18 protein-coding genes, 1 tRNA gene and 1 pseudogene are annotated in these 20,318 nt (G+C 65.7%); 9 read left to right on the top strand and 11 right to left on the bottom strand.

Going from position 1 to position 20,318, the window contains the following annotated elements; all coding sequences use genetic code 11:
* Window positions 1–15: 15 nt before the first annotated feature.
* Window positions 16–1,923 (bottom strand): asparagine synthase-related protein, encoded by a 1,908-nt coding sequence (locus tag ACZ1I2_RS22030; protein ID WP_465172049.1) that lies wholly within the window; start codon window positions 1,921–1,923, stop codon window positions 16–18.
* The gene (locus ACZ1I2_RS22035; protein WP_465172048.1) at window positions 1,920–3,131 is read right to left on the bottom strand and encodes a hypothetical protein; all 1,212 of its coding nucleotides are present in this window, start codon (window positions 3,129–3,131) and stop codon (window positions 1,920–1,922) included. The genes ACZ1I2_RS22030 and ACZ1I2_RS22035 overlap by 4 nt, the downstream gene beginning before the upstream one ends.
* A gap of 103 nt (window positions 3,132–3,234) precedes the next feature.
* Here ACZ1I2_RS22035 and ACZ1I2_RS22040 point away from each other — a divergent pair, with 103 nt between their 5' ends.
* A complete protein-coding gene (locus ACZ1I2_RS22040; protein ID WP_465172047.1) occupies window positions 3,235–3,825 on the top strand; it encodes an aspartyl/asparaginyl beta-hydroxylase domain-containing protein in 591 nt (196 codons plus the stop codon).
* An 11-nt stretch (window positions 3,826–3,836) separates the two neighbouring features.
* Here ACZ1I2_RS22040 and ACZ1I2_RS22045 read toward each other — a convergent pair whose 3' ends face one another.
* From ACZ1I2_RS22045 to ACZ1I2_RS22065, 5 genes and pseudogenes are all read right to left on the bottom strand, one after another.
* Complete coding sequence (locus tag ACZ1I2_RS22045; RefSeq protein WP_465175837.1) at window positions 3,837–5,846, bottom strand: MGH1-like glycoside hydrolase domain-containing protein; 2,010 nt, start codon at window positions 5,844–5,846, stop codon at window positions 3,837–3,839.
* A gap of 56 nt (window positions 5,847–5,902) precedes the next feature.
* Window positions 5,903–6,931, bottom strand: a pseudogene (locus tag ACZ1I2_RS22050) (glycoside hydrolase family 43 protein); the annotation flags it as partial.
* Between the two features lie 19 nt (window positions 6,932–6,950).
* Entirely contained in the window at window positions 6,951–7,160 is a 210-nt protein-coding gene (locus ACZ1I2_RS22055) for a hypothetical protein (protein WP_465175836.1), read from the bottom strand.
* A complete protein-coding gene (locus tag ACZ1I2_RS22060; protein ID WP_465175835.1) occupies window positions 7,157–7,957 on the bottom strand; it encodes an arabinan endo-1,5-alpha-L-arabinosidase in 801 nt (266 codons plus the stop codon). Before ACZ1I2_RS22060 ends, ACZ1I2_RS22055 begins: the two co-directional genes overlap by 4 nt.
* A gap of 2 nt (window positions 7,958–7,959) precedes the next feature.
* Window positions 7,960–10,557 (bottom strand): TonB-dependent receptor, encoded by a 2,598-nt coding sequence (locus tag ACZ1I2_RS22065; RefSeq protein ID WP_465175834.1) that lies wholly within the window; start codon window positions 10,555–10,557, stop codon window positions 7,960–7,962.
* Here ACZ1I2_RS22065 and ACZ1I2_RS22070 point away from each other — a divergent pair.
* Window positions 10,556–10,789: a hypothetical protein gene (locus ACZ1I2_RS22070; protein WP_465175833.1), complete on the top strand. Its 234-nt coding sequence runs from the start codon at window positions 10,556–10,558 to the stop codon at window positions 10,787–10,789. The two genes, ACZ1I2_RS22065 and ACZ1I2_RS22070, sit on opposite strands and share 2 nt — an antisense overlap.
* 464 nt (window positions 10,790–11,253) lie before the next feature.
* Here the strand turns inward: ACZ1I2_RS22070 and ACZ1I2_RS22075 are convergent.
* Window positions 11,254–11,339: transfer RNA gene (locus ACZ1I2_RS22075), tRNA-Tyr, on the bottom strand.
* Between the two features lie 144 nt (window positions 11,340–11,483).
* Between ACZ1I2_RS22075 and ACZ1I2_RS22080 the strand changes: the two genes are divergently transcribed.
* From ACZ1I2_RS22080 to ACZ1I2_RS22090, 3 genes are read left to right on the top strand one after another with little or no spacing between them, the layout of a single operon-like run.
* Complete coding sequence (locus ACZ1I2_RS22080) at window positions 11,484–13,094, top strand: M20/M25/M40 family metallo-hydrolase (RefSeq protein ID WP_465175832.1); 1,611 nt, start codon at window positions 11,484–11,486, stop codon at window positions 13,092–13,094.
* Window positions 13,094–13,840, top strand: coding sequence for a 23S rRNA (guanosine(2251)-2'-O)-methyltransferase RlmB (gene rlmB, locus ACZ1I2_RS22085; RefSeq protein ID WP_465172041.1), 747 nt, complete (start codon window positions 13,094–13,096; stop codon window positions 13,838–13,840). Before ACZ1I2_RS22080 ends, rlmB begins: the two co-directional genes overlap by 1 nt.
* A 32-nt stretch (window positions 13,841–13,872) precedes the next feature.
* Window positions 13,873–14,649, top strand: a complete 777-nt coding sequence (locus ACZ1I2_RS22090) for a hypothetical protein (RefSeq protein WP_465175831.1) — start codon at window positions 13,873–13,875, stop codon at window positions 14,647–14,649.
* Between the two features lie 120 nt (window positions 14,650–14,769).
* Here ACZ1I2_RS22090 and ACZ1I2_RS22095 read toward each other — a convergent pair whose 3' ends face one another.
* Window positions 14,770–15,087 (bottom strand): 2Fe-2S iron-sulfur cluster-binding protein, encoded by a 318-nt coding sequence (locus ACZ1I2_RS22095; protein ID WP_465172039.1) that lies wholly within the window; start codon window positions 15,085–15,087, stop codon window positions 14,770–14,772.
* A 66-nt stretch (window positions 15,088–15,153) separates the two neighbouring features.
* Here ACZ1I2_RS22095 and ACZ1I2_RS22100 point away from each other — a divergent pair, with 66 nt between their 5' ends.
* On the top strand, window positions 15,154–15,777 hold the full coding sequence (locus ACZ1I2_RS22100) for a DNA-3-methyladenine glycosylase family protein (RefSeq protein ID WP_465175830.1): 624 nt from the start codon (window positions 15,154–15,156) through the stop codon (window positions 15,775–15,777).
* Between the two features lie 293 nt (window positions 15,778–16,070).
* Here ACZ1I2_RS22100 and ACZ1I2_RS22105 read toward each other — a convergent pair whose 3' ends face one another.
* Window positions 16,071–16,487: a DUF2147 domain-containing protein gene (locus tag ACZ1I2_RS22105; protein ID WP_465172037.1), complete on the bottom strand. Its 417-nt coding sequence runs from the start codon at window positions 16,485–16,487 to the stop codon at window positions 16,071–16,073.
* Between the two features lie 131 nt (window positions 16,488–16,618).
* Here ACZ1I2_RS22105 and ACZ1I2_RS22110 point away from each other — a divergent pair, with 131 nt between their 5' ends.
* From ACZ1I2_RS22110 to ACZ1I2_RS22120, 3 genes are all read left to right on the top strand, one after another.
* Window positions 16,619–16,969: a hypothetical protein gene (locus ACZ1I2_RS22110; protein WP_465172036.1), complete on the top strand. Its 351-nt coding sequence runs from the start codon at window positions 16,619–16,621 to the stop codon at window positions 16,967–16,969.
* On the top strand, window positions 16,966–17,835 hold the full coding sequence (locus ACZ1I2_RS22115) for an S-methyl-5'-thioadenosine phosphorylase (protein ID WP_465175829.1): 870 nt from the start codon (window positions 16,966–16,968) through the stop codon (window positions 17,833–17,835). The genes ACZ1I2_RS22110 and ACZ1I2_RS22115 overlap by 4 nt, the downstream gene beginning before the upstream one ends.
* Window positions 17,836–17,940: 105 nt before the next feature.
* On the top strand, window positions 17,941–19,251 hold the full coding sequence (locus ACZ1I2_RS22120; RefSeq protein ID WP_465181532.1) for an Nramp family divalent metal transporter: 1,311 nt from the start codon (window positions 17,941–17,943) through the stop codon (window positions 19,249–19,251).
* Window positions 19,252–19,369: 118 nt separating this feature from the next.
* Here the strand turns inward: ACZ1I2_RS22120 and ACZ1I2_RS22125 are convergent, their stop codons facing one another.
* Window positions 19,370–20,209, bottom strand: coding sequence for an HpcH/HpaI aldolase/citrate lyase family protein (locus ACZ1I2_RS22125; RefSeq protein WP_465175827.1), 840 nt, complete (start codon window positions 20,207–20,209; stop codon window positions 19,370–19,372).
* Between the last annotated feature and the right edge of the window lie 109 nt (window positions 20,210–20,318).

Below are 20,318 nucleotides of genomic sequence, written 5' to 3' on the forward strand. Positions count from 1 at the left end.
GCGCGGCCTCTCCCGTCATCGGTTGCTCGAGTCAAACCAGGCGATGAAGCGCGCAAGGGCTGTCGCCCGAGCTGCAGTGTATACCGCCGCGTGTCCCGGCTTCCGAGCCTCGTCCGCCTGGGACAGCATCGTTTCGATCCTGTCGAGATCAAGATAGCGGGATATCCTCCCGTCGCGATCCAGCCGCCGCGCCTCGGCGAGCGCGGCGGGCGCGCTCTCCTTCGCCATGCGAAACATGTCGGGGTCCTCGGCATCATTGCCGGGCCCGCGCGCCACCAGTTGCGCCGGCAGGATGTCGGCGAAAACGCGGCGCGCCAGATGGCGTTCAAGGCCGTCCCGGAACTCCAGTGACTCCGGGATGGCCAGGCCAAGTTCCACCACACGCCTGTCGTGGAAGGGACGCGAGAAATCCAGACCATGCGCCGCCGCCAGGGTCGGGTGAGTCGGCTGCATCGCGGCCACCTTGCGCAGATGGTGCAGGCAGAAGGCACGCCAACGATAATGTGGTACCCGGTCATTGCGTAAGCGCGCCGGGTTGATGGCGCCGGCCGCGAACATTGCCCTGGCGAAAGTCGGATTGACCGGGCGGATACGCCAGGCCGGCGTCGGCCGGTACAGGAGTTGTCCTAAGCGAGATGCCGGTGAAAGGCGGAACGCCGGCAGGACATCGTGACGCACGACCTGCTGCCAGGTGCGCCCCGCCACCCGGACGCGCAGGCGAAACTCCTGCACGAAGCGCCCCAGCTTGCCGCGGCGCAGGATTCGCCCGAGCATCGCCTTGCCATTCGTGTTGACGGTATAGTCGCCACCATGCCCGTCGAGCACAAGCCGAGCGCCCGCGGAGGCCGCGATGCGGAGCAGACCGCGCCGGACATAGGGCGTTCCGGCATTCTCGTCGGTCATCGCGAAGCTGGTCTCGATGTCGCTGAACACCCCCTCTTCCCCCCGGACATAATAATGGAGATCGAGATAGGGATAGGGTCGGAAGGCCTCGACCGCGGCGCGGGCGTCGCTGACCAGCCGGCGCTCGCCCTGGTCCAGAACCGAAGCAATCGCGACAATGCGGCGACCCTGCGCCGCAACGATCGGGCCGGCAATCGCCGCGATGCTGCCGCTGTCGAACCCGCCGCTGAAGCAGAGCCCGGGCGCGTGAGCCAGCCGGCGGACGCGGCACGCCACTGCCTCGGTCACCACGTCTCGATACGCGTCGACATAATATGCCTCGTCGCGGCCGAGATGTTCCGGCGCGGCATGGGGTTCCCAATAACGGCGCGTCGACACGGTCCCGTCCGGGTTAAGGCGCAATGAAGTGCCCCCGCCGACGATACTGATCGATTCGTAGATCGTGCTGCCCGGGTTAGGATCGAGCGGCCCGAGCACGCGCTGGGCAATGCCCAGGTCCGAAAGTCGGCGCGGCACGCCTTCCACCGCCCAAAGCGCTTTCACTTCGCTGGCAAAGGCGAAGAAGCCCTCGCCATGGTGGAAGTACAGGCCGCGCTGACCCATCGGGTCGCGGCCGATCAACAGCGAACGCGCCCGCGCGTCCCAGATCGCGAAGACGAAGTCGCCGAGCAGGTGTTCAACGCATGCCTCGCCCCAACGCCGATAGGCGGCGAGCAGCACCTCGCTGTCGGGCATATCGCGCAGCATGTCGGCGGCGATGCCGATGCGTTCCGCCAGCACTTCGCGATTGTCGAGCCGTAAATCGGCGACGAGGGTCAGTCCGCCGTCCTGGATGGGCTGGGCCTCGGACCAGTCCTCACGGTTCACGCGAAGCAGGCAATGGCCCAGCCCGGCAGCGCCGTCGACCACCGCGCGTCTGCCGTCGGGGCCGCGATGGGCGAGGATTTTGCCCATCCGATCGAGTTCGCGCGCGGATGCGGACTCACCGTCGAAGCGGACGATGCCGAAGATCGCGCTCATTTTTCGCCGGCGTGGCGAAGCCCTTCGAGAAGGCGATAGGGCTCGTCCATATGGAGCACCGCATTGGCGCGAAGCGCGTCGTTCGCCGCCTGCTGCTTCTTGTCGCTGTCCCGCGCGAACCGTTCGGACGGCGCCTTGGCATTGCGCGTGGACGCCGCCGCCAGTGCGGCCCGTGCCTGCTCGTCGGGGACAATGCCGAAATGCGGGAGGATCCGTGTCTCGACGGCATCGGGCAGTTCGGCATAGTTGACCAGCATGCCGCCGCCCAGGCCGAGATGCTCGATCACCGCCGCGGCGGTCCGCCCGAGTGCCCGGGCGGCGTAATCGTCCGGCAGCATCTCCGCCGCGTTCTCAATGCCATAGGGTTCGAAGGGCATCGCGCCGGGGACGGTCTGCGCCCCGGCCATATGCGCGTGCGACACCAGGATCTCGACCGGATCGCGATACAGGAAGATCCAGGGCGTATCGGGAAAGGCGAGCCGGAACAGCGGCAGCGCCAACGTGTGCCAGCTGTCGAGCTTGACGACATACTGCCCGCCGCCGTCCAGCCGGTCCCGGCCGAGCGTGCCGACGATCATGCGCAGCAGGGCAACGCGCTGCTCGGTCGGCACATCGGTCCGCGCCGCCGCGAGTTGCACGATCGAATCGATCGCCGCCGCCTCCGATATGACGACGTTGCGGGGATCGGCCGCGAGCATCTGCGCGACCAGGGTCGATCCGCAGCGCGACTGGTGGAAAACGAAGCCCGCCGGCGCCCGCAGGTCCACGCCGTCCGGCGCGCCAAGCGTCTGAAGCGGCGTGCGAGGACGCACGAGCCGGTTGAGCGGAAGATAGCGCGCCCGGCGCAGCGAATCCTCGAAGAAGGAATCCGACAGCGGACGTCCGGCGAAATGGACCCAGTCCACCGCCAGCGTACCGCCGCTCGGTACGATCGCGACCGGCAACCAGTCGCCGTCGGGCGCCGTCTGGCTGGTGACCGGCGCGCCGCTGAAGCGCCAGATGCCGAGCGGATCTGGTTTCAGCGCCGCATGGGCCTCGTCCCGTTGGATCGCAATGCCCAGATCCGCAGCGGCGGCGACCAGCGCGTCGACGAACAGATTCTGGTCGCTGATCGCGCTCAGTCGTTGCTGGAGCGCGGGATCGGCCATCAACAGGGCGCGAAAGCGGTCGATCGGTGCGGCCGCGTCGAGAAGGCTGGTGTCTGTCATGAAGGACCGCGAACGACTTCTTTCCAACCGCCCCCGCGGCCGATAGGCTGATCCGGAAACGGGCGTCGCGCCCGCGCTGGATGATTTGCCTATCATGCTAATAATGCAGAGCCAATCGCCCTTGATCTACGCCGATCGGGTGCGCCTGCCCGTCACCTTCGACGGCGATCGGCTGGCCGAGGATTTGCAGCGGATCGCCGGGGCGACCTGGGTCGATCATTTCGTGACGCAGAATTACGAGGGCGACTGGAGCGTGCTGCCGCTGCGCTACTCGGCGAGCGCCACGCATCCGATCCTCCAGGCGTATTCGGACCCCTCCGTCACGGACTATGCCTATAGCCCATTGCTCGATGCGGCACCCGCCATCCGTGCCGCGATCGACTGGTTCCAGTGCGGTCTCCAGACGGTGCGATTGATGCGGCTCACCCCGGGATCGATCATCAAGGAGCATTTCGACTACGACCTGGCCGCCGAATGGGGCACCGCGCGCATCCATGTCCCGATCACCACCAACCCGCAGGTCGAATTCATGGTCAACCGGGTGCCCGTCGTGATGGAGCCGGGCAGCGCCTGGTATCTGCGCCTGTCGGACCCGCACAGCGTCGCCAATCGCGGTACGACCGACCGGGTCCATCTGGTGATCGACTGTATCACCAACGACTGGCTGGAGGAGCAGCTCGGCGCCGGAGCCTGATCCGGGCAGGCCTAGAATATCTTCAGCTCGACCAGCCGCATCGCTTCGTTCCGCGGCACCCGGAAAGAAACCCTGATCCTGTCGGTTGCAACGGACGGCCAGGCGACATGCGTCACGCCGTTCCCGCGCGGCGCCTGCTTGTCTGCGTCCAGGGCCCGCCATCCCGTTCCGGTCCACCGTTCGACGGTGTAATCAAGCGGCGCGACAACGCCATTTCCCGCGGCGAAGGCCAGTTCGGCGCGCGACACCTCCAGCGCCTTCCCGAAGTCGATAGTGAACCACGGCGTTGCGCTGTCTTTCGGCGACGTCCAGCCGTTCGGCATTTCGGGGAAATACCAGATGCGGCCATCGACCGCGTCATGAAGCGACTCCGCATCCATGTTCCCGGACGCGCCTGGCTTGGGAAACGCGCCCCTGACCAGTTGTACCGCCCGGTTGACTGGCCGATCGATCCGCGGCGGCGCCAGCCGCGCCACGGGTAGCGTGATGCGCCCGAGCGTCGGCCGGACGGCGACCTCCCGGCCGTCGACCGCGACGCGCAAGCCCGGCCCTCCGGCAAAATGCGCGCCGTCCGCATCCCAGGTCACTGACACCAGATGGCCATGATAGGGTATCCTCTCCGCGCGAAACCAGCGCAGCGCCTGGGGGTCACCGGTCGCCGGCAGCAGCGGATTGATCTCGAGCATGTCGTCGGCGCGCGGCCTGATGCCCACCACGCCGGTCAGGATCAGATCGTTGAAGCCTGAATGGAAATAATGATGGCTCCGCGCCAGCCCGACGATCGGCTTGCCCGTCGCGGGATCATAATCCTCCTCGAGATCCAGTCTGCCGTCCTGATAGTGAAGCGCGGCATATTGCCTGAGCAGGCGCAGGAAATCGCCCCGCGTCACGACCGACTGGTGATAATGATCGAGCAGATTGATCATGCCCGCGAGCACCTGCGTGGTCTGGAACGGCCAGACCGGCCCGTTCCACTGGCATTCGGGACGCGCGCCCTCGTAGCGATATTGCCGCATATAATAGTCGTAACTGGGTTCTACCGTGCGCAGGCCCGCGGGGCCGCCGAGTTCCTGCGGCGAGAGAAGGTGTCGCCATGCCGCGGCATAAGCGACATCGTCATCGGGCAGGTCGAACGCCCAGGGGACATAGCCGACCAGCTCGCGCCCACGGATGGGCTGCCAATATTTCACATACTCGTTGTCGACCTTGAAGCGATCGATGAAATGCGTGAGCGCGGGGCTCCACAGATCTTCCTGAACGCGCGTCTTGATCGCCACCGCGCGCGCGGCATAGTCGACCGAGACATCGGGGTCTCCAGCCAGCGCGGTGAGCCGCGAAAGGGCGCGGGCATTGGCGAACATATAGCTGTTGATCGAGGGGCGGAACGCATTGCCCCCGGTAAAGCCGTCCTTGCCGCCTGACGCCTCGATCGAGGCGATGGTGTATTCCGTCGCATCGAGCAGCGGCTCGATCCAGTACAGCCCCTTGCTCCGGTCGAGCCGGTCGCTCCACTGGCCATAGAGCAACCGCATCGCGCCGAGATGGCGGAGTGCCTCGGTCCGATCGCCATCGACGAGATAGCGGCTCCACACGGCGTCCGCCATATAGTCCGAAAAGTGACGGTCGTTGCCGTCCTGATACATGTAATCGATATAGTCCGCGGCAAAGCGCCGGTCGCGCAGCCACCGGCCTTCCGCCAGGTGGAAGCCGGTCGCGTCATTCAGGCTCGCATAGGGCTCGCGCTGCCAGCCGACATCATCCAGGAACTCGGTCGTGATATAGCCCGGTGCGCCGAGATCGCGCTGATGGGCGCGAAACACCGACCAGCGATAATAATAGACCGCATCGAGCATCGGGTCGGAGGTTTCGAGAAACGGAATGCGTTCCTCATACCAGGACGCATCGTTACCGAACCGCTCGACCGCGATGCGGTGCGCGTCAAGTATCGGTGCGGGTTGGGCCGGGGCCTGTATGGGCGCCATGGCGATCGCGACGGCGGCCAGCAGGGCGGCCCATTTCATGCAGCGGGACGCAACCGGTACAGTTCGGCACCGTGCGGTGCGGTCGATCATCGGCGCAACGGCCCGTTCGCGCGCGGCTGGCCGAAATCGGGCGTGCCGTCGGCGCGATAGGCGATCGGCTGGACGCGCGTATGGCGATTGGGGTCGAACAACGGGTCGCCGACGATCTTGTCGTAATCGCGCGCATGATAGACCAGCATGTCACGCCCCTGCTCATCGACAGTGAAGCTGTTGTGCCCCGGACCGTAAATATGATGTTCGGGCGAGGTGGCGAAGACCGGCACCTGGGATTTGGTCCAGGAGTCCGCGCGCATCAGGTCTGCCTTGGCGTCGGCGGTGAGCATGCCCATGCAATAGCGCGAATCCGTGGCGCTCGCCGAATAGGTCAGGAACACCCGGCCGTTGCGCGCGAGCATCGCCGGCGCTTCGTTGACCTTGAAGCCCCGGATTTCCCAGTCGAGCGTGGGCACCGACAGCCGCACGGGGGGCGCCGCCAGTGTCAGCGGGGTTTTGAGCGGTGCGAGATAGAGGTTCGAATTGGTCTCGATTCCCGGTTCGCGTTGCGCCCAGCACAGGTAGCGCGTGCCGCGATGGACGAAACTCGTCGAATCGAGATTGAAGCTGTCCCACGGCGTCTGGAGCTGGCCAATCACCGCCCAGCCGCCTGTCATCGGGTCCTTGTCGTTACAGGCGACCGCATAGGTGCGGATACGGAACACGTCCTCGCCGCCGCCGCTTGGGCCCGCGGCGAGATACATGATCCATTGCCCCCCGATCAGGTGGAGCTCGGGCGCCCAGATGAAGCCGGACATCGGCCCATTGGCGAGATGCCGCCAGAGCACTCTTTCCGGAGCCGTGGCGAGTCCGGCAAGCGTTCGCGACCGGCGCAGAACGAGGCGGTCATATTCGGGTACCGAGCCGGTCATGTAATAGAAGCCGTCGGTATGGCGGAAAACCTGCGCGTCGGCGCGATTGCGCACCAGTGGGTTGGTGATCACGCTTCGCGCGGGTCGCCGCGCGAACGCTGTGCCCGCGATCGGTGCGGCTGCGGCGGCGGCCAGGAGAGTGCGGCGGGTGAGCTTCACGACCGGGTCCTTCCATCAGTCATTGGCGAACGACGGGCCAGCCATCGGCCGTCCAGGCGATCGGCGCGATGCGTAACGTCGGCACGCCCTTCTTCGTCGCATCATAGGCATGCCATGCGATCAGGTCGCGCCCGCCTTCGCGAAGAATCGAAACGCCACCGGGGCCGCGCCAGCGCTTCGTCGCGTCGAGCTGGCCGTGCAGCACGATCTGCCCGAAGCCCCTGGTCATCGGCTTGTCGTTCGCGTCGACATAAGGGCCGTCACGTCCTTCGACCGACCGACGACGGTGTAATAGCTGCTGGCCGCGCCGCGGCAGCAAAAGTCGTAGCTGGCGAAGAGATAATAATAGCCGCCATGGTCGATCAGGAACGGCGCTTCGACCGCACCGGGCGACGGGCGCCGTGCAAGGTCGTGGACGATCCTGTCCTCCGCCGACGGTTTGCCCGTCGCGGAGTCGAGGCGGATCATCTTGAGCCCGGTCCAGAAGCTGCCGAACGCGAGCCACGCCTTGCCGTCGCGATCGACGAACGCGGCGGGATCGATGGCGTTGTAGTCGTCCCGGAGAGTCGAGACGAGCACCGCGCCGCGATCCTTCCAGCCATAATCCGGCCTGGCCGGATCGAGCGTCGGGCTCGTCGCGAGACCGATCGCCGAATGATTCTCGCCAAAGGACGAGATCGCATAATAGAGCCGGTATTCGCCGTTCGCGAACCGCACGTCGGGCGCCCACACGCCCCTGGCCTTGGGCACCTCTCGCTTCGCCCAGTCCGGGATCGCATCGAACACCGCGCCCGCGCGAGTCCAGGTGACGAGATCCTTCGAGGTGCGGATATGGATCAGCCCGGGCGGCTCGCCTTCCTGGCTGGTGCTGAACACATAGAAGCTGTCCCCGTCGCTGATGATCGCGGGATCGTGGACCGGGGCAAGGTCGCCCTGCATCCGGTCCGCGAACAATGCCGGTTGCTGCGCCTGCCCGGCGGCGGACATCAATGCCGCCGCGAGTAGCGACAGGAGCAGGTTGCGCACGATCAGAACTTGAAGCGGACGCCGCCGCCGAAGGTGCGATCATATTGGCGCGTATCGCGCGGTTCGTATGCCGTGGTGCCGAAATTGTCGCGATAGGTGGCGTTGGTCAGGTTGGTGGCGTCCAGGGTCAGCGTTATCGCATCGTTCACGGCATAGCTTGCCGACAGATCGAGGAAGCCGATCGGCTTCACCCTGATCTTGCCGCCCGCGAGAACCTGCGAATAGCTGTCGGTATAGCTGCTGCGCCAATTATAGGCGAGGCGCACCGAAAGCCCGTATTTCTCGTAGATGCCGATCAGATTGTAGGAATATTTGGACACCGGCGTGATGTCCTGCTTTTGCCCGGGGTTGAACGGATCGTCGACCTTCCCTTCCGACAGGGTCCCGCTGACCTGCGCGCCAAAGCCCGACAGCGCGCCCGGCAGGAAATCGGCAAAGGCGGTGGCCGCGACCTCGACCCCCTTCAGATCGCCGTTCGACGTGTTGCGCGGGCGGGTGACGAGGAAATTCTGCAGCGTGCCGTTCGCCGCCGTGAGTTGCTCGATCCCGGCATAGGTCTGAATATAGCCCTCGAGCTTCTTGTAGAAACCCGAGACGGTGATCGATCCGGTGTTGGCGAAATACCATTCGGCGGTCGCGTCGAAATTCCAGGCCCGCACATTCTCCAGATCGGCATTGCCGCCCGATCCCGTTCCGAACGTACTGGACCCCCCGGTTTGTCCGCTCTGGGTGAGGCTGATCGCGGGATTCAGCGCGGAGAATTGCGGGCGCAGGATTGCGCGGCCCGCGACCAGACGCAGCACGACATCGTCCCTCGGCCGGAATTTCAGCGACAGGCTGGGCAGCAAATCGACGACGTTGCGTTTGCCGACGATCGGCGAAAGCACCGTGCCGGTCGGGGTGTTGGTCACCTGAACCGCATTCAGGTCGGTCACGGTGTTGACGATCCGCATGCCGATCAAGCCATCGAACGGCAGCCCGCCGTCCGCCCCGAAAGCGACCTGGCCATAGGTGGCATAGACCGCTTCCCTGAGCCGGAAGACCTGCGCCGGATCGAACGCCGGCACGCCCGCCGGACGTCCGGCGAGCCCGCGCAGCACATCGATATTGTCGCGGAGCCAGCCGGTGTCGGTGAGCGCGAAATTATCGACGCCGAGCGCGCCGTCGATGATGCCGTCAGGCGCATTGGTGCCGGCACCCGCATAGCCGTTGATCGACACGAACGGGATCGGATAGCCCTGCGGATTGGTGGCAGCCGATGACCCGGTCCGCCGGGCGTACCGCGCACCGACCTTGAAGTTCTTCAGGAAGCCGCCGTCGAACGTATAAAGAAGGTCGCCATGCGCGGCATATTGGCGGCTCTTCTGGACATTGTAATTGTCGAACAGAGTCAGGAAATTGAGGTTGCTCTGCTTGGTGAAGTCAAACCCGTTGAAGTTCAGATTCGGCGTGCCGCCCTTGTCGAAATCATAATCGATGCGCGGCACGACGAATGCGGTATCGACGACATATTGGCGATTGGTCACGGTGCTGTCGTTATAGGTGAATTCGCCTGACAAAACCGCGCGGCCCGCGGTGTAGCGCCCACCGAAATTGGCCTGATAGCCATCGGTCTTCTGGTGAAAGGTCTGCTTGCTGGTAATGGTGAAATTGTCGCGGGTGGTGATCGTCTTGGCGACCGGGCGGTTTCCGGTTTCGGACGACTGGGCGGATCCCGGCTGTACCGACGTGACCGTCACCGCCCCCGCCTTGGGCAGGCCGACAAAGAAATCGACGTCATAATCCTGGCGATAGCCAGTGAAGATGCCGTCCGCGTAAAACTCGAGATCGGGTGTCGGCTTCCACTGCAGCGAGACGTTGAACGCCGGGCGGCTGCGGTCGCCATCGGTGACGAGCCCGCCGACCGTGTCCGGGATCTGGGTCGGATCGGTGGCCGACAGCGAATTGAACCCGAAATTGAACGCGGTCTGATCCTGATATTTGCGCTTGTTGTAGGAGGCGCCGACCAGCAGGCCGATTTCACCAATCCCCGTTTCCCAGCGATTGCTGATCAGGCCGCTGGCGATGTAGCTCGCCTTGTCGCGCTGTTCGGAATAGATGCCACGCGCACTGCCGGCGATCTGGAAACCGGCGAAATCGAACGGCCGGCGCAAGCGAATGTCGATCGTGCCGGAAACGCTGCCTTCGATCTGTTCGGGCAGGTTGGTCTTGTAGACGTCGACGCCCGCGACGAGCTCGGCCGGGATATCCTGCAGGGCGACACCGCGGCCAGTGCCGGTGAACACCTCGCGACCGTTGATCAGCGTCTCGATATCGGGAAGGCCGCGCACCAGCACGGTGCCAACCTCGCCCGCCGAGCGCGACACCTGGATGCCGGTCACGCGCTGCAGCGCGTCGGATACCGTATTGTCGGGAAGCTTGCCGATATCCTCGGCGACGATCGAGTCGACGACCGCGGTGGCGTTGCGCTTGATCGATTGCGCACCCTGGATGCTGGCGCGGACGCCGGTAACGACGATGTCGTCGCTCACCGTCGCGTCGTCCGGTGTGGTCGTCTGGGCCTGCACGCCTTCATCGGCGGCGGCCGCTTCAGCCGGCATGGGGACCGGCGCCCGCGGCGCCCCGCGCGCGATCGACGGTGAAGCTAACGAGATGGCCAGAACGCCGGCCGACATCATCAAAGAAGAACGCGCGATTCGCTGGCTCATGGCCCTCTCCCCTTCAAACATGGCCGCACCCATGGCGTCGGCCTTTTGTCGGAGTTATCTATATGTCGGAGTTATTCCGGTGAAAAGGGGTATTTTGACTGTTGCAACCGATTTTGATCGATGAACCCGTATGGCGATGCTGACGTTCGCATTCCCGTCTCGTCGGGTCACCAGCAACGGCGGCGGATGCGTGATTCAATCTGCCGCGGGATTGGGACACACAGATGCCGCGGCTTCCTCCCGGGCGTGGCCTACTCTTTCCTGGCTCCGATAAGGCGAAGGAATTGATGCCGGCCCAGCCTGTGTCTCAGGCTTGCCTCCCGATAACGCCAGCAACGTTCCGGGACAGCATATCTCCTCGGCGTCGCACGAAGGGCGAGCACCATGGCCCGCTCCTGCCTGCCGATATGGCCGTAAGTGACGATGCTCTATTTTCTTTTGTCCTACTTAAAATGCCAAGGACATGCCTTTTTGGCGCGCACATGGACATGTCTTTCGGCACGCGCAACGCGCCCGAGAAGGCGCGGGGTCTGCGGGATCGGACTCGATCCCGACAATCGACGGTTGGCGGAAACCCCGGGCGGGGAGTGGTGGACAGGGCTGGATTCGAACCAGCGTACGCTTGCACGGGCAGATTTACAGTCTGCTGCCTTTAACCACTCGGCCACCTGTCCACTGGGCCGCTCAAAAGCGAGGCGGTCCCATGCCGACCCAAACCCATGCTGTCAACGCCCGAAAGACCTTTGGGCGGGGCCTTGCGCGGGGCGGCGGCGGCGAATACGCCTCGCAACAATCTTTCAACGTCTCTGGGGGTTCCAATGCGTCGTTCGCTCCTGCTCGCCACCGCCATGCTCGCCATCGCCTCCCCCGCCTTTCCCCAGGCGGTCGATCGTACCCAGGTCAATCGCATCGTCGACGAAGGCACGACTCGCAGCCAGGTGATGCTGACCGCCGAGCATCTGTCGGACGTGATCGGCGCGCGCCTGACCAATTCGCCGTCGATGCGCCAGGCCGAGGCCTGGACTCAGGCGAAGTTCAGCGAATGGGGCCTGAAGAACGTCCATAAGGAAGGCTATGAGTTCGGCCGGGGCTGGTGGATCAACAGCTCGAGCGTGCGCATGGTCGCGCCGCGCCCGATCGTGCTGACCGCGATCCCGATCGCCTGGACGCCTTCGACCAACGGCACGATCAGCGCGCCGGTGTTCGTCGCGCCGATGTCGAAGGAGCGCGATTTCGACAAATGGCGCGGCAAGCTGAAGGGCAAGATCGTCATGGTCACCCTGCCCAACACCGGCAGCGAACCGAGCGAGCCGGCGTTCAAGCGCTACACCGCCGAGGAACTGGCCAAGCTCGATCAATATCAGCAGCCGACCTATGACCCCGATACCGCCGACCGCCGGCTCAAGCGGCTCGATTATGCCAAGAAGCTCGATGCCTTTCTGAAGGCCGAGGGCGCCGTCGCCTATGCCACCATGTCGCGGCTCGACTACAAGCTGGTGCACGGCGAAGGCTATCTGTTCGGCGTCGGCGAGACTCAGGCGGTGCCGGGCGTCGAAATCGCCGCCGAGGATTATCGCCGCCTCGCCCGCCTCGCGAAGCTCGGCACCGCGCCCACCGTCGAGATCAACAGCGATGTCCGCTTCGACGACAGCGACAGCAAGGCCTACAACATCATCGCCGAAATCCCCGGCACTGACCCCAAGGCGGGCTATGTGATGGCCGGCGCGCATCTCGATTCCTGGGTCGCGGGCGACGGCGCCGCCGACAATGGCGCGGGCACGGCGATGGTCATGGAGGCCGCGCGCATCCTCTCCGCCAGCGGGATCCGGCCGAAACGCACGATCCGCTTCGCGCTGTGGACGGGCGAGGAGCAGGGCCTGCTGGGCAGCCTTGCCTATATCGAGCAGCACCTCGTCACGCGCGGCAAGCCGAGCGATCCGGTCCAGACGGGCCTTGCCCGCTATTATGGCTGGGACCGCCGCTGGCCGATCACGCCAAAGCCCGGCTGGGGCGATCTCGCCGCCTATTTCAACCTCGACAATGGCTCGGGCAAGGTCCGCGGCATCTATGTCGAGAACAACCAGGCGGTCGCGCCGATCTTCCGCGACTGGCTCGCGCCTTTCTCGGGCATGGGGGCGAAGGACGTGGTGATCCGCAAGACCGGCGGCACCGATCACGTGTTCATGCAGGCGGTCGGCCTGCCCGGCTTCCAGTTCATCCAGGACCCGCTCGATTATGGCAGCCGCGTACACCACACCAGTATCGACACCTTCGATCATCTGAAGGGCGACGACATGCGCCAGGGCTCGATCGTGCTTGCCTCCTTCCTCGCCAACGCCGCCAATGCCGACAAGGCATTGCCGCGGCGGCCGCTGCCGACCGAACCGGTCGTCACCGATCCCTTCGCTTACACCGTGGACGACGACTGATGGCCCGCAAAGGACACCGCCCCTCCCAGGCCCCTGCCGGCCGCCCCCGTTTCTGGGGGCGGCATGCGGTGACCGCCGCGCTCGCCAATCCCGAGCGGACCGTGCGCAAGCTATGGGCGACGCGCGAGGCGCTCGCCTCGCTCGACATCCCGCCGGTGATCCCGATCGTCTTCGCCGACGTCGCCGATCTGGCGCGGCTGGTGCCGGGCGACGCGCCCCACCAGGGCCTGGTCGCGGAAGTCGATCCGCTGGAGGATATCTGGCTGGGCGACCTGCTTCAGCAGGGTGCCGACGACAAACGGCCTTTGGTCGTGCTCGACCAGGTGACCGATCCGCACAATGTCGGCGCGATCCTGCGCTCGGCGGCGGCGTTCGATGCGCTCGGCATCGTCACGCCCGACCGCCACGCCCCGCCCGAATCGGGGACGATCGCGCGCTCGGCCTCGGGCGCGCTGGAGATCGTGCCCTGGGTGCGCGTGGTGAATCTCGCCCGCGCGCTGGAGGAGATCGCCGAGGCCGGTTTCTGGCGGGTCGGCCTGACCGGCGAGGCGACCCAGACGCTGGCCGAGGCAATGGGCGAAACCCGCGTCGCGCTGGTGCTCGGCGCCGAGGGCGAAGGCATGCGCCAGAACACCGCGGCGCATTGCGACGAGCTTGCGCGCCTGCCGATCTCGCCTAAGGTCGAAAGCCTGAACGTGTCCAACGCCGCGGCGATCGCCCTTTACGCGGTGACGACACGGGGCTGACGTCAGCAGACCAAACCGGGGACGATATCATGATGGCTCGACTTTCACGGCTGATGCTCGTGTTGCTGATGCCCTTCGCGCTGACGAGCTGCGTGCTGACGCCGGGCAAATTCGTCTCGACCCTGCGCATCGACACCGACCGGCATTTCACCTTCACCTATGTCGGCGAAGTGCTCGCGCTCGATATCGGCGAGGATATGATGAAGGGCCTGGGTGACGGTTCGTCGGAGACGTCGACCGACCCGACCGCCGGAGACGGCGAGGCGGTGCTGCAGAAACTCGCCTTCCAGGACAAGGGCAAGGACGGGGACAAGGACGGGGACGCAAAGGACTCAGCCGCCAAGAAAGCCGCGGCCGACGCCAAGAACCGGACGATCGCGGAGACGCTGTCGAAGGAGGCCGGATACCGCAAGGTGACCTATCTCGGTAACGGCAAGTTCAGCATCGACTATGCCATCTCGGGCACGCTCGATCACGCCTTCATGTGGCCGTACAATGTCGACGCGGAGGTGATGTTCCCCTTCATCGCGATCGAACTGCGCGCCAACGGCACGGTGCGGATGAAAGCGCCCGCCTTCGCCAATGACAGCAGCAAGGCCACCAGCAGCATGGGCGTGCCGGGCATGGACAAGACGTCGAGCCAGCTCGACGGCGTCTTCACGCTCGACACCAATGCCGAGATCGTCAGCCAGAACAACGAGGAAGGCGCCGTCCCGGCCGCGGGCGGGCGCAAGACGGTGACGTGGAAGGCGACCCCGCTGACCAAGGACGCGCCGAGCGCCGTGCTGCGGCTGGCGGCGGCGAAATGACCTTCAATCCCCCTCCCGCTTGCGGGAGGGGTTAGGGGAGGGCCTGTACTGGCCATTTTCGGGACGCTCGGGGAGGACAGGCCCTCCCCCGACCCCTCCCGCAAGCGGGAGGGGAGATACTCAATCCTCCGCCGCGATCGTCACCTTCAGGCCACCCAGCGCATCGGTCAGCTCGATCTGGCACGACAGGCGCGAATTCGCGTCGCGATCCGAGGTGGAATCGAGCAGGTCGTCCTCGTCGGGGCTCATCTTCGGCAGTTTGGCAGCAAATTCCGGGTCGACATGGACATGGCAGGTGGCGCAGCTGCAGCAGCCGCCGCACAGCGCCAGGATCTCGTCGATCCCGGCGTCGCGAATCGCCTCCATCACCGAAAGCCCGGTTTCGCCCATGATCTCGCGTTCTTCCCCCTCACGGGTCACGACGATAAGCTTGGGCATCCATTCCTCCTCAGGGGTTCGGCGCCGCCATGCCGCCCCCGGCGCTGCTAATCAAGGGACGAGACCATGGGCCTGAGCGCCGAACAGCTGCGCGCCGCGCTCGACATCCTGGCCGCGAGCGAGCCCGGCTTCGCCGCCGCGATCGACCGTGCCGGCTATCCCCCACCGCGAATCCGCGCGCGCGGCTATGCCACCTTGCTGCGCACGATCATCGGACAGCAGGTCAGCACCAAGGCGGCCGAATCGGTCTGGCGCAAGCTGGAGGGGATCGTCGGCAGCCTGGACGATCCGGGCAATATCGTGCGCGCGAGCGACGAGCAGCTGCGTGAGGCCGGGCTGTCGCGGCAAAAGGCGAGCTATGCGCGCAGCCTGGCCGACGAAGTGACGAGCGGCCGGCTCGATCTCGACAACCTCCCCGCCGACGATGAGGAAGCGGTCGCCGCGCTCGTCAGCATCAAGGGCATCGGCCGCTGGTCGGCCGAAGTCTATCTGTTGTTCGCCGAAGGGCGTCCCGACATCTGGCCTGCCGGCGACCTGGCGGTGCAGATCGAGATCGGCCGAATCCTCGGCCATGCCGAACGGCCAAGCGAGAAGCTGACCCGTGACGTGGCGGAGGTCTGGCGCCCGCATCGCGGTGCCGCGGCGATCTTCGCCTGGCACCATTATGCCGCCGGCATGAAGGTGATCTGAGCGGTCGATTCAACGAAAGATACAGTTGCGGCACTATGCCGGGGCTTGTGTTCCGCGCTCTTTCTCATGACCGAAGATGATGACGACCGGGTCGCTTGCCTGGCCCTGCCGGTCGCTGTTACGGGGCAGGTCGTTCCCTGTTATGCGATGACCGGTCCCTGTTATTCGATAACAGGGAAACCAGCTTTAACATTCTGATATTGAGCGACGATTCCGAGATAAACGACCCCGAAATCGTCAAAATAAAAAATTTTCCCTGTTTTTCGCTGTTATGGCGCGGGGAACAGCGAAAATCAGTTCGCCGCGGGCCATTTCACGGTGCGGCAGATCACCAGCCAGCAGCCCTGGACCTTCAGGCTCCGGTCGGTATCGCGGCTGATGTACGCGCGGTAGGTCTTGCCCTGGAACGGGTAATAGATCCTGCCCTGCCACTTCCCGTCGCTCTGCGCGGTGAAGTCGAACAGCACCTTCACGCCGACCAGCGAGCGCGTGCGCAGCGCCGGATCGGGATTGTTGCTGTCCGTCGTCGGGCCTTCGACCCGCGCCTTTTCGGTCAGACGGCTGATATGGCCGCACAGCGCCTTGCCGCACGGCGCGATGGTGACGACGCCCTTGCCGTCCTGCGACACCCAGTCGCCCGTGATCTGGTCGGCGGCCTGAGCGGTCGCAGGAAACGCAAAGGCAAGCAGAAGGACTAAGACAAAACGCATGTACGGCTCCCGGGCGGGAACCAATGTCCCACATCGCATCGATAAGGCGTGCATTCCGAAGGGCAAGATGATTCAGCCCGGCGCCCTCTGCGCGGTTGACGCACGCCCGATCCTATCTAGGGGAAGTCGCGATGGCCAAAGCCGACCGCCTTGCCCGCCTCGATGAGCGGCGCACCGAGACCGAAGCGGCGTATCGCGCGGCGCTGATTGCGGCCTTGCGGCTGACCGCCGGCGGGCGCTGGGGGCTGTTCGGCCACACCCAGGACAAGGCGGCCCGCGCCAGGGCAGCGCCGGTGATCGACGAGCTTGTCGAACTGGGCGACGAGATCGACGACCTGCGCGCGCAATTGTCGATCGAGCCCTTCGCCCTCCATCAGGAATTCCTTGGCGCGTGCGGCCCGGTAAAGGCGCATGCGGTCGGCGAACCGAAACAGGCCCAGGCATGGCTCGACCGCCTGGAAAAAGAGGGAAGTACCGCATGAGCGGCAAGTGGAAGATCGGGATCATCGGCGGCTCCGGCCTCTACGCGATCGACGCGCTGCAGAATCCGGAATGGGGCCGGGTCTCCACGCCATGGGGCGACCCGTCGGACGATCTGCTGTTCGGCACGATCGGCGATGTCGAGCTGGTCTTCCTGCCGCGCCACGGCCGCGGCCACCGCATCCCGCCGTCCGAGCTCAACTTCCGCGCCAACGTGGACGCGCTGAAGCGCTGCGGCTGCACCGACATCCTCGCCATCTCCTCGATCGGGTCGTTGCGCGAGGAATTGCCGCCGGGGCATTTCGTGGTGGTCGACCAGTTCATCGACCGCACCGTCGCGCGCACCTCGAGCTTCTTCGGCACCGGCATGGTCGCCCATGTCTCGATGGCCGAGCCGGTCTGCCCGCGCCTTTCAGCTTTCGCCGCCGAAGCCGTCCATGCGGCCGGCGGATCGATCGCCAAGGGCGCGACCTATCTCGCGATGGAGGGGCCGCAATTCTCCAGCCGCGCCGAAAGCCTGCTCTACCGCCAATGGGGCGCCGACGTGATCGGCATGACCGCGATGCCCGAGGCCAAGCTCGCCCGCGAGGCGGAACTGCCCTATGCGCTGATCGGCATGGTCACCGACTATGATTGCTGGCGCGAGGAAGCCGCCTTTGTCGAAGTGAGCGACGTGATCAGGCAGATGTCGGCCAACGGCACCATCGCGCGCAAGGCCGTGCTGGAATTCGTCGCCGCGCTGCCGGCCGAGCGTACGCCCTCCCCGCTCGATACTGTGCTCGACCATGCGCTGATCACGTCGCCCGAAGCGCGCGACCCGGCGATGCTGGCGAAACTCGATGCTGTCGCGGGCCGAGTCCTCCGCTAAGGCTCGATCGAATGCGGCTCCGGCAATTGACGGCATGGCGCGCACAGGAGAGGATATCGCATGTCGCCGCCGCCTTCAGCCACCACTGCGTCCGGATATGACGGCATGAACGACATGCGCCCGCAGCGCCCGTCGCTCTCCGAAAGCTACCGCACCATCGCGGTGCCGCTCGGCAAGGGCGGTTTCTGGCGCAAGACCGCGGCGTTCGCCGGGCCGGGCTATATGGTCGCGGTCGGCTATATGGATCCGGGCAACTGGGCGACCGACCTCGCGGGCGGATCGGCCTTCGGCTATACCCTGCTCTCGGTCATCCTCCTGTCGAACATCATGGCGATGGTGCTCCAGTCGCTCTCGGCCAAGCTCGGCATCGTCACCGGGCACGATCTCGCCCAGGCGTGCCGCGCCAATTACAACCCGGTGGTCAATGTCGGCCTGTGGGTGCTGTGCGAGCTGGCGATCATCGCCTGCGACCTGGCCGAAGTGCTCGGCACCGCGATCGCGCTGCAATTGCTGTTCGGCCTGCCGCTGGTCGCGGGCGTGTGTCTGACCGCGTTCGACGTGCTGCTGATCCTGGCGCTGCAGCGCTTCGGCTTCCGCAAGCTGGAGGCGTTCATCGTCGCGCTGCTGGTCGTGATCGCGGGCTGCTTCGCCTATGAGCTGGCGGTGGCGCAGCCGAGCGTCGCGGCGATCATGGGCGGGCTGATCCCTTCGACCCAGATCGTCACCAACCCGGCGATGCTCTATATCGCCATCGGCATCCTCGGCGCGACGGTGATGCCGCACAATCTCTACCTGCACAGCTCGATCGTGCAGACCCGCCGCTTCGGGCAGGACGAAGCCGGCAAGCGCGACGCGGTAAAGCATGCGACGATCGACAGTTCGGTCGCGCTGACGCTCGCGCTGTTCATCAACGCCTCGATCCTGATTCTCGCCGCCGCGGCCTTCCACACCGCCGGACGCACTGACGTGGCCGAGATCGGCGAGGCCTATAAGCTGCTCTCGCCGATGCTGGGCGCGGGCGCGGCGAGCGTGCTGTTCGCGGTGGCGCTGCTTGCCTCGGGGCAGAATTCGACGGTGACGGGCACGCTTGCCGGGCAGATCGTCGCGGAGGGCTTTCTCGACCTGAAGCTGCCGATCTGGCTGCGACGCATGGTGACGCGGCTGCTGGCGATCGTGCCGGCGGTGATCGTGGTCGGCATCGCCGGCGATTCGGGCGCGACCAAGCTCCTGGTGTTGAGCCAGGTGGTGCTGAGCCTGCAGCTTCCCTTCGCCATCGTGCCGCTGGTCGCCTTCACCAGCGACAAGCGCCAGATGGGCGCGCTGGCCAATCCGCTCTGGCTGAAGATCGCCGCCTGGGTGATCGCCGCGACGGTGATCGGCCTCAACGTGAAACTGCTGAGCAGCTTTTTCTTTTAACCCCACCGTTCGCCCTGAGCTTGTCGAAGGGCTGCTCTTCTACCTGGGAAGAAAAGAACGAGGCTTCGACAAGCTCAGCCCGAACGGGATGGGGTGATTCCAGCCAATCGAGGTTGCTCTAGCGTCCGGCCATCGCCGCGATGCGCTGTGCCTGTTCGAGGTGCAGCAGCTCGACCATCTCGCCATCGACGCGGATGACACCCTTGCCGGCATTCTCGGGCAGCGCGAAGGCAGCGATGATGCGGTCGGCCCATGCGATAGCCTCCGCCGTTGGGCCATAAGCGCGGTTGGCGGCGGCGATCTGGGCGGGGTGGATCAGCGACTTGCCGTCGAAGCCGAACATCGCCCCCTGCGCGCACTCAGCGGCGAGCACCGGGCCGTCCTCGATCACGTTGCACACCCCGTCCAGCGCGACGAGACCCGCGGCCCGCGCGGCGGTGACGATCATCGCGAGATGGCCGAGCAGCGGGGTGCGCTCGGGCCCGGGGGTGCAGCGCATCTCCTTGGCGAGATCGTTGGTGCCGACGAGCAGGCCCTCCAGCTTCGTCGCCGATGCCGAGGCGACGATCGCCGGCAGATCGAGCATGCCGGCGCAGGTTTCGATCATCGCCCACAGCGGCAGCCCGTCGAGCAGCGCGCTCGCGGCTTCGAGATCGGCCGGACTCGAAACCTTGGGCAGCACCACCGCCTCGAACCCGGCTCCCACCACCGCGCGGCAATCGTCGGCGCCCCAGGGCGTATCGAGCGCATTGACCCGGACGAACAGCGACCGGTCGCCAAAACCGCCCGCCGCCGCCGCGGCAATCGCCTGATCGCGCGCCGCCGCCTTCAGCTCGGGCGCGACCGAATCCTCGAGGTCGAGAATCACCACGTCGCAATCGAGGCTGCGTGCCTTTTCCACCGCGCGCGCATTGGAGGCGGGCATGAACAAGGCGCTGCGGCGCGGGCGGACGATCATTGGCGGCTCCTGCGAACGGGTCGTCCGCTTACAGGAAGTTCGTGCGCGGCGCGCAAGCCCTAACCGCCCGCCAAATGCACGCGCCTTCTCGACGGCGGCGCGCGCGCGT

This window comes from Sphingomonas sp. BL-S-29 (genome assembly GCF_055521495.1).

Bases quoted from the DNA above. Each gene is read 5' to 3' on its own strand.
- ACZ1I2_RS22070 (WP_465175833.1), top strand. From the start codon at position 10,556: ATGGGGACCGGCGCCCGCGGCGCCCCGCGCGCGATCGACGGTGAAGCT.
- ACZ1I2_RS22110 (WP_465172036.1), top strand. From the start codon at position 16,619: ATGGCCAAAGCCGACCGCCTTGCCCGCCTCGATGAGCGGCGCACCGAG.
- ACZ1I2_RS22030 (WP_465172049.1), bottom strand. From the start codon at position 1,923: ATGAGCGCGATCTTCGGCATCGTCCGCTTCGACGGTGAGTCCGCATCC.
- ACZ1I2_RS22095 (WP_465172039.1), bottom strand. From the start codon at position 15,087: ATGCCCAAGCTTATCGTCGTGACCCGTGAGGGGGAAGAACGCGAGATC.
- ACZ1I2_RS22035 (WP_465172048.1), bottom strand. From the start codon at position 3,131: ATGACAGACACCAGCCTTCTCGACGCGGCCGCACCGATCGACCGCTTT.
- ACZ1I2_RS22125 (WP_465175827.1), bottom strand. From the start codon at position 20,209: ATGATCGTCCGCCCGCGCCGCAGCGCCTTGTTCATGCCCGCCTCCAAT.
- ACZ1I2_RS22090 (WP_465175831.1), top strand. From the start codon at position 13,873: ATGGCTCGACTTTCACGGCTGATGCTCGTGTTGCTGATGCCCTTCGCG.
- ACZ1I2_RS22100 (WP_465175830.1), top strand. From the start codon at position 15,154: ATGGGCCTGAGCGCCGAACAGCTGCGCGCCGCGCTCGACATCCTGGCC.
- ACZ1I2_RS22055 (WP_465175836.1), bottom strand. From the start codon at position 7,160: ATGACCAGGGGCTTCGGGCAGATCGTGCTGCACGGCCAGCTCGACGCG.
- ACZ1I2_RS22115 (WP_465175829.1), top strand. From the start codon at position 16,966: ATGAGCGGCAAGTGGAAGATCGGGATCATCGGCGGCTCCGGCCTCTAC.
- ACZ1I2_RS22045 (WP_465175837.1), bottom strand. From the start codon at position 5,846: ATGAAATGGGCCGCCCTGCTGGCCGCCGTCGCGATCGCCATGGCGCCC.
- rlmB (WP_465172041.1), top strand. From the start codon at position 13,094: ATGGCCCGCAAAGGACACCGCCCCTCCCAGGCCCCTGCCGGCCGCCCC.
- ACZ1I2_RS22120 (WP_465181532.1), top strand. From the start codon at position 17,941: ATGAACGACATGCGCCCGCAGCGCCCGTCGCTCTCCGAAAGCTACCGC.
- ACZ1I2_RS22080 (WP_465175832.1), top strand. From the start codon at position 11,484: ATGCGTCGTTCGCTCCTGCTCGCCACCGCCATGCTCGCCATCGCCTCC.
- ACZ1I2_RS22105 (WP_465172037.1), bottom strand. From the start codon at position 16,487: ATGCGTTTTGTCTTAGTCCTTCTGCTTGCCTTTGCGTTTCCTGCGACC.
- ACZ1I2_RS22040 (WP_465172047.1), top strand. From the start codon at position 3,235: ATGCAGAGCCAATCGCCCTTGATCTACGCCGATCGGGTGCGCCTGCCC.
- ACZ1I2_RS22065 (WP_465175834.1), bottom strand. From the start codon at position 10,557: ATGCCGGCTGAAGCGGCCGCCGCCGATGAAGGCGTGCAGGCCCAGACG.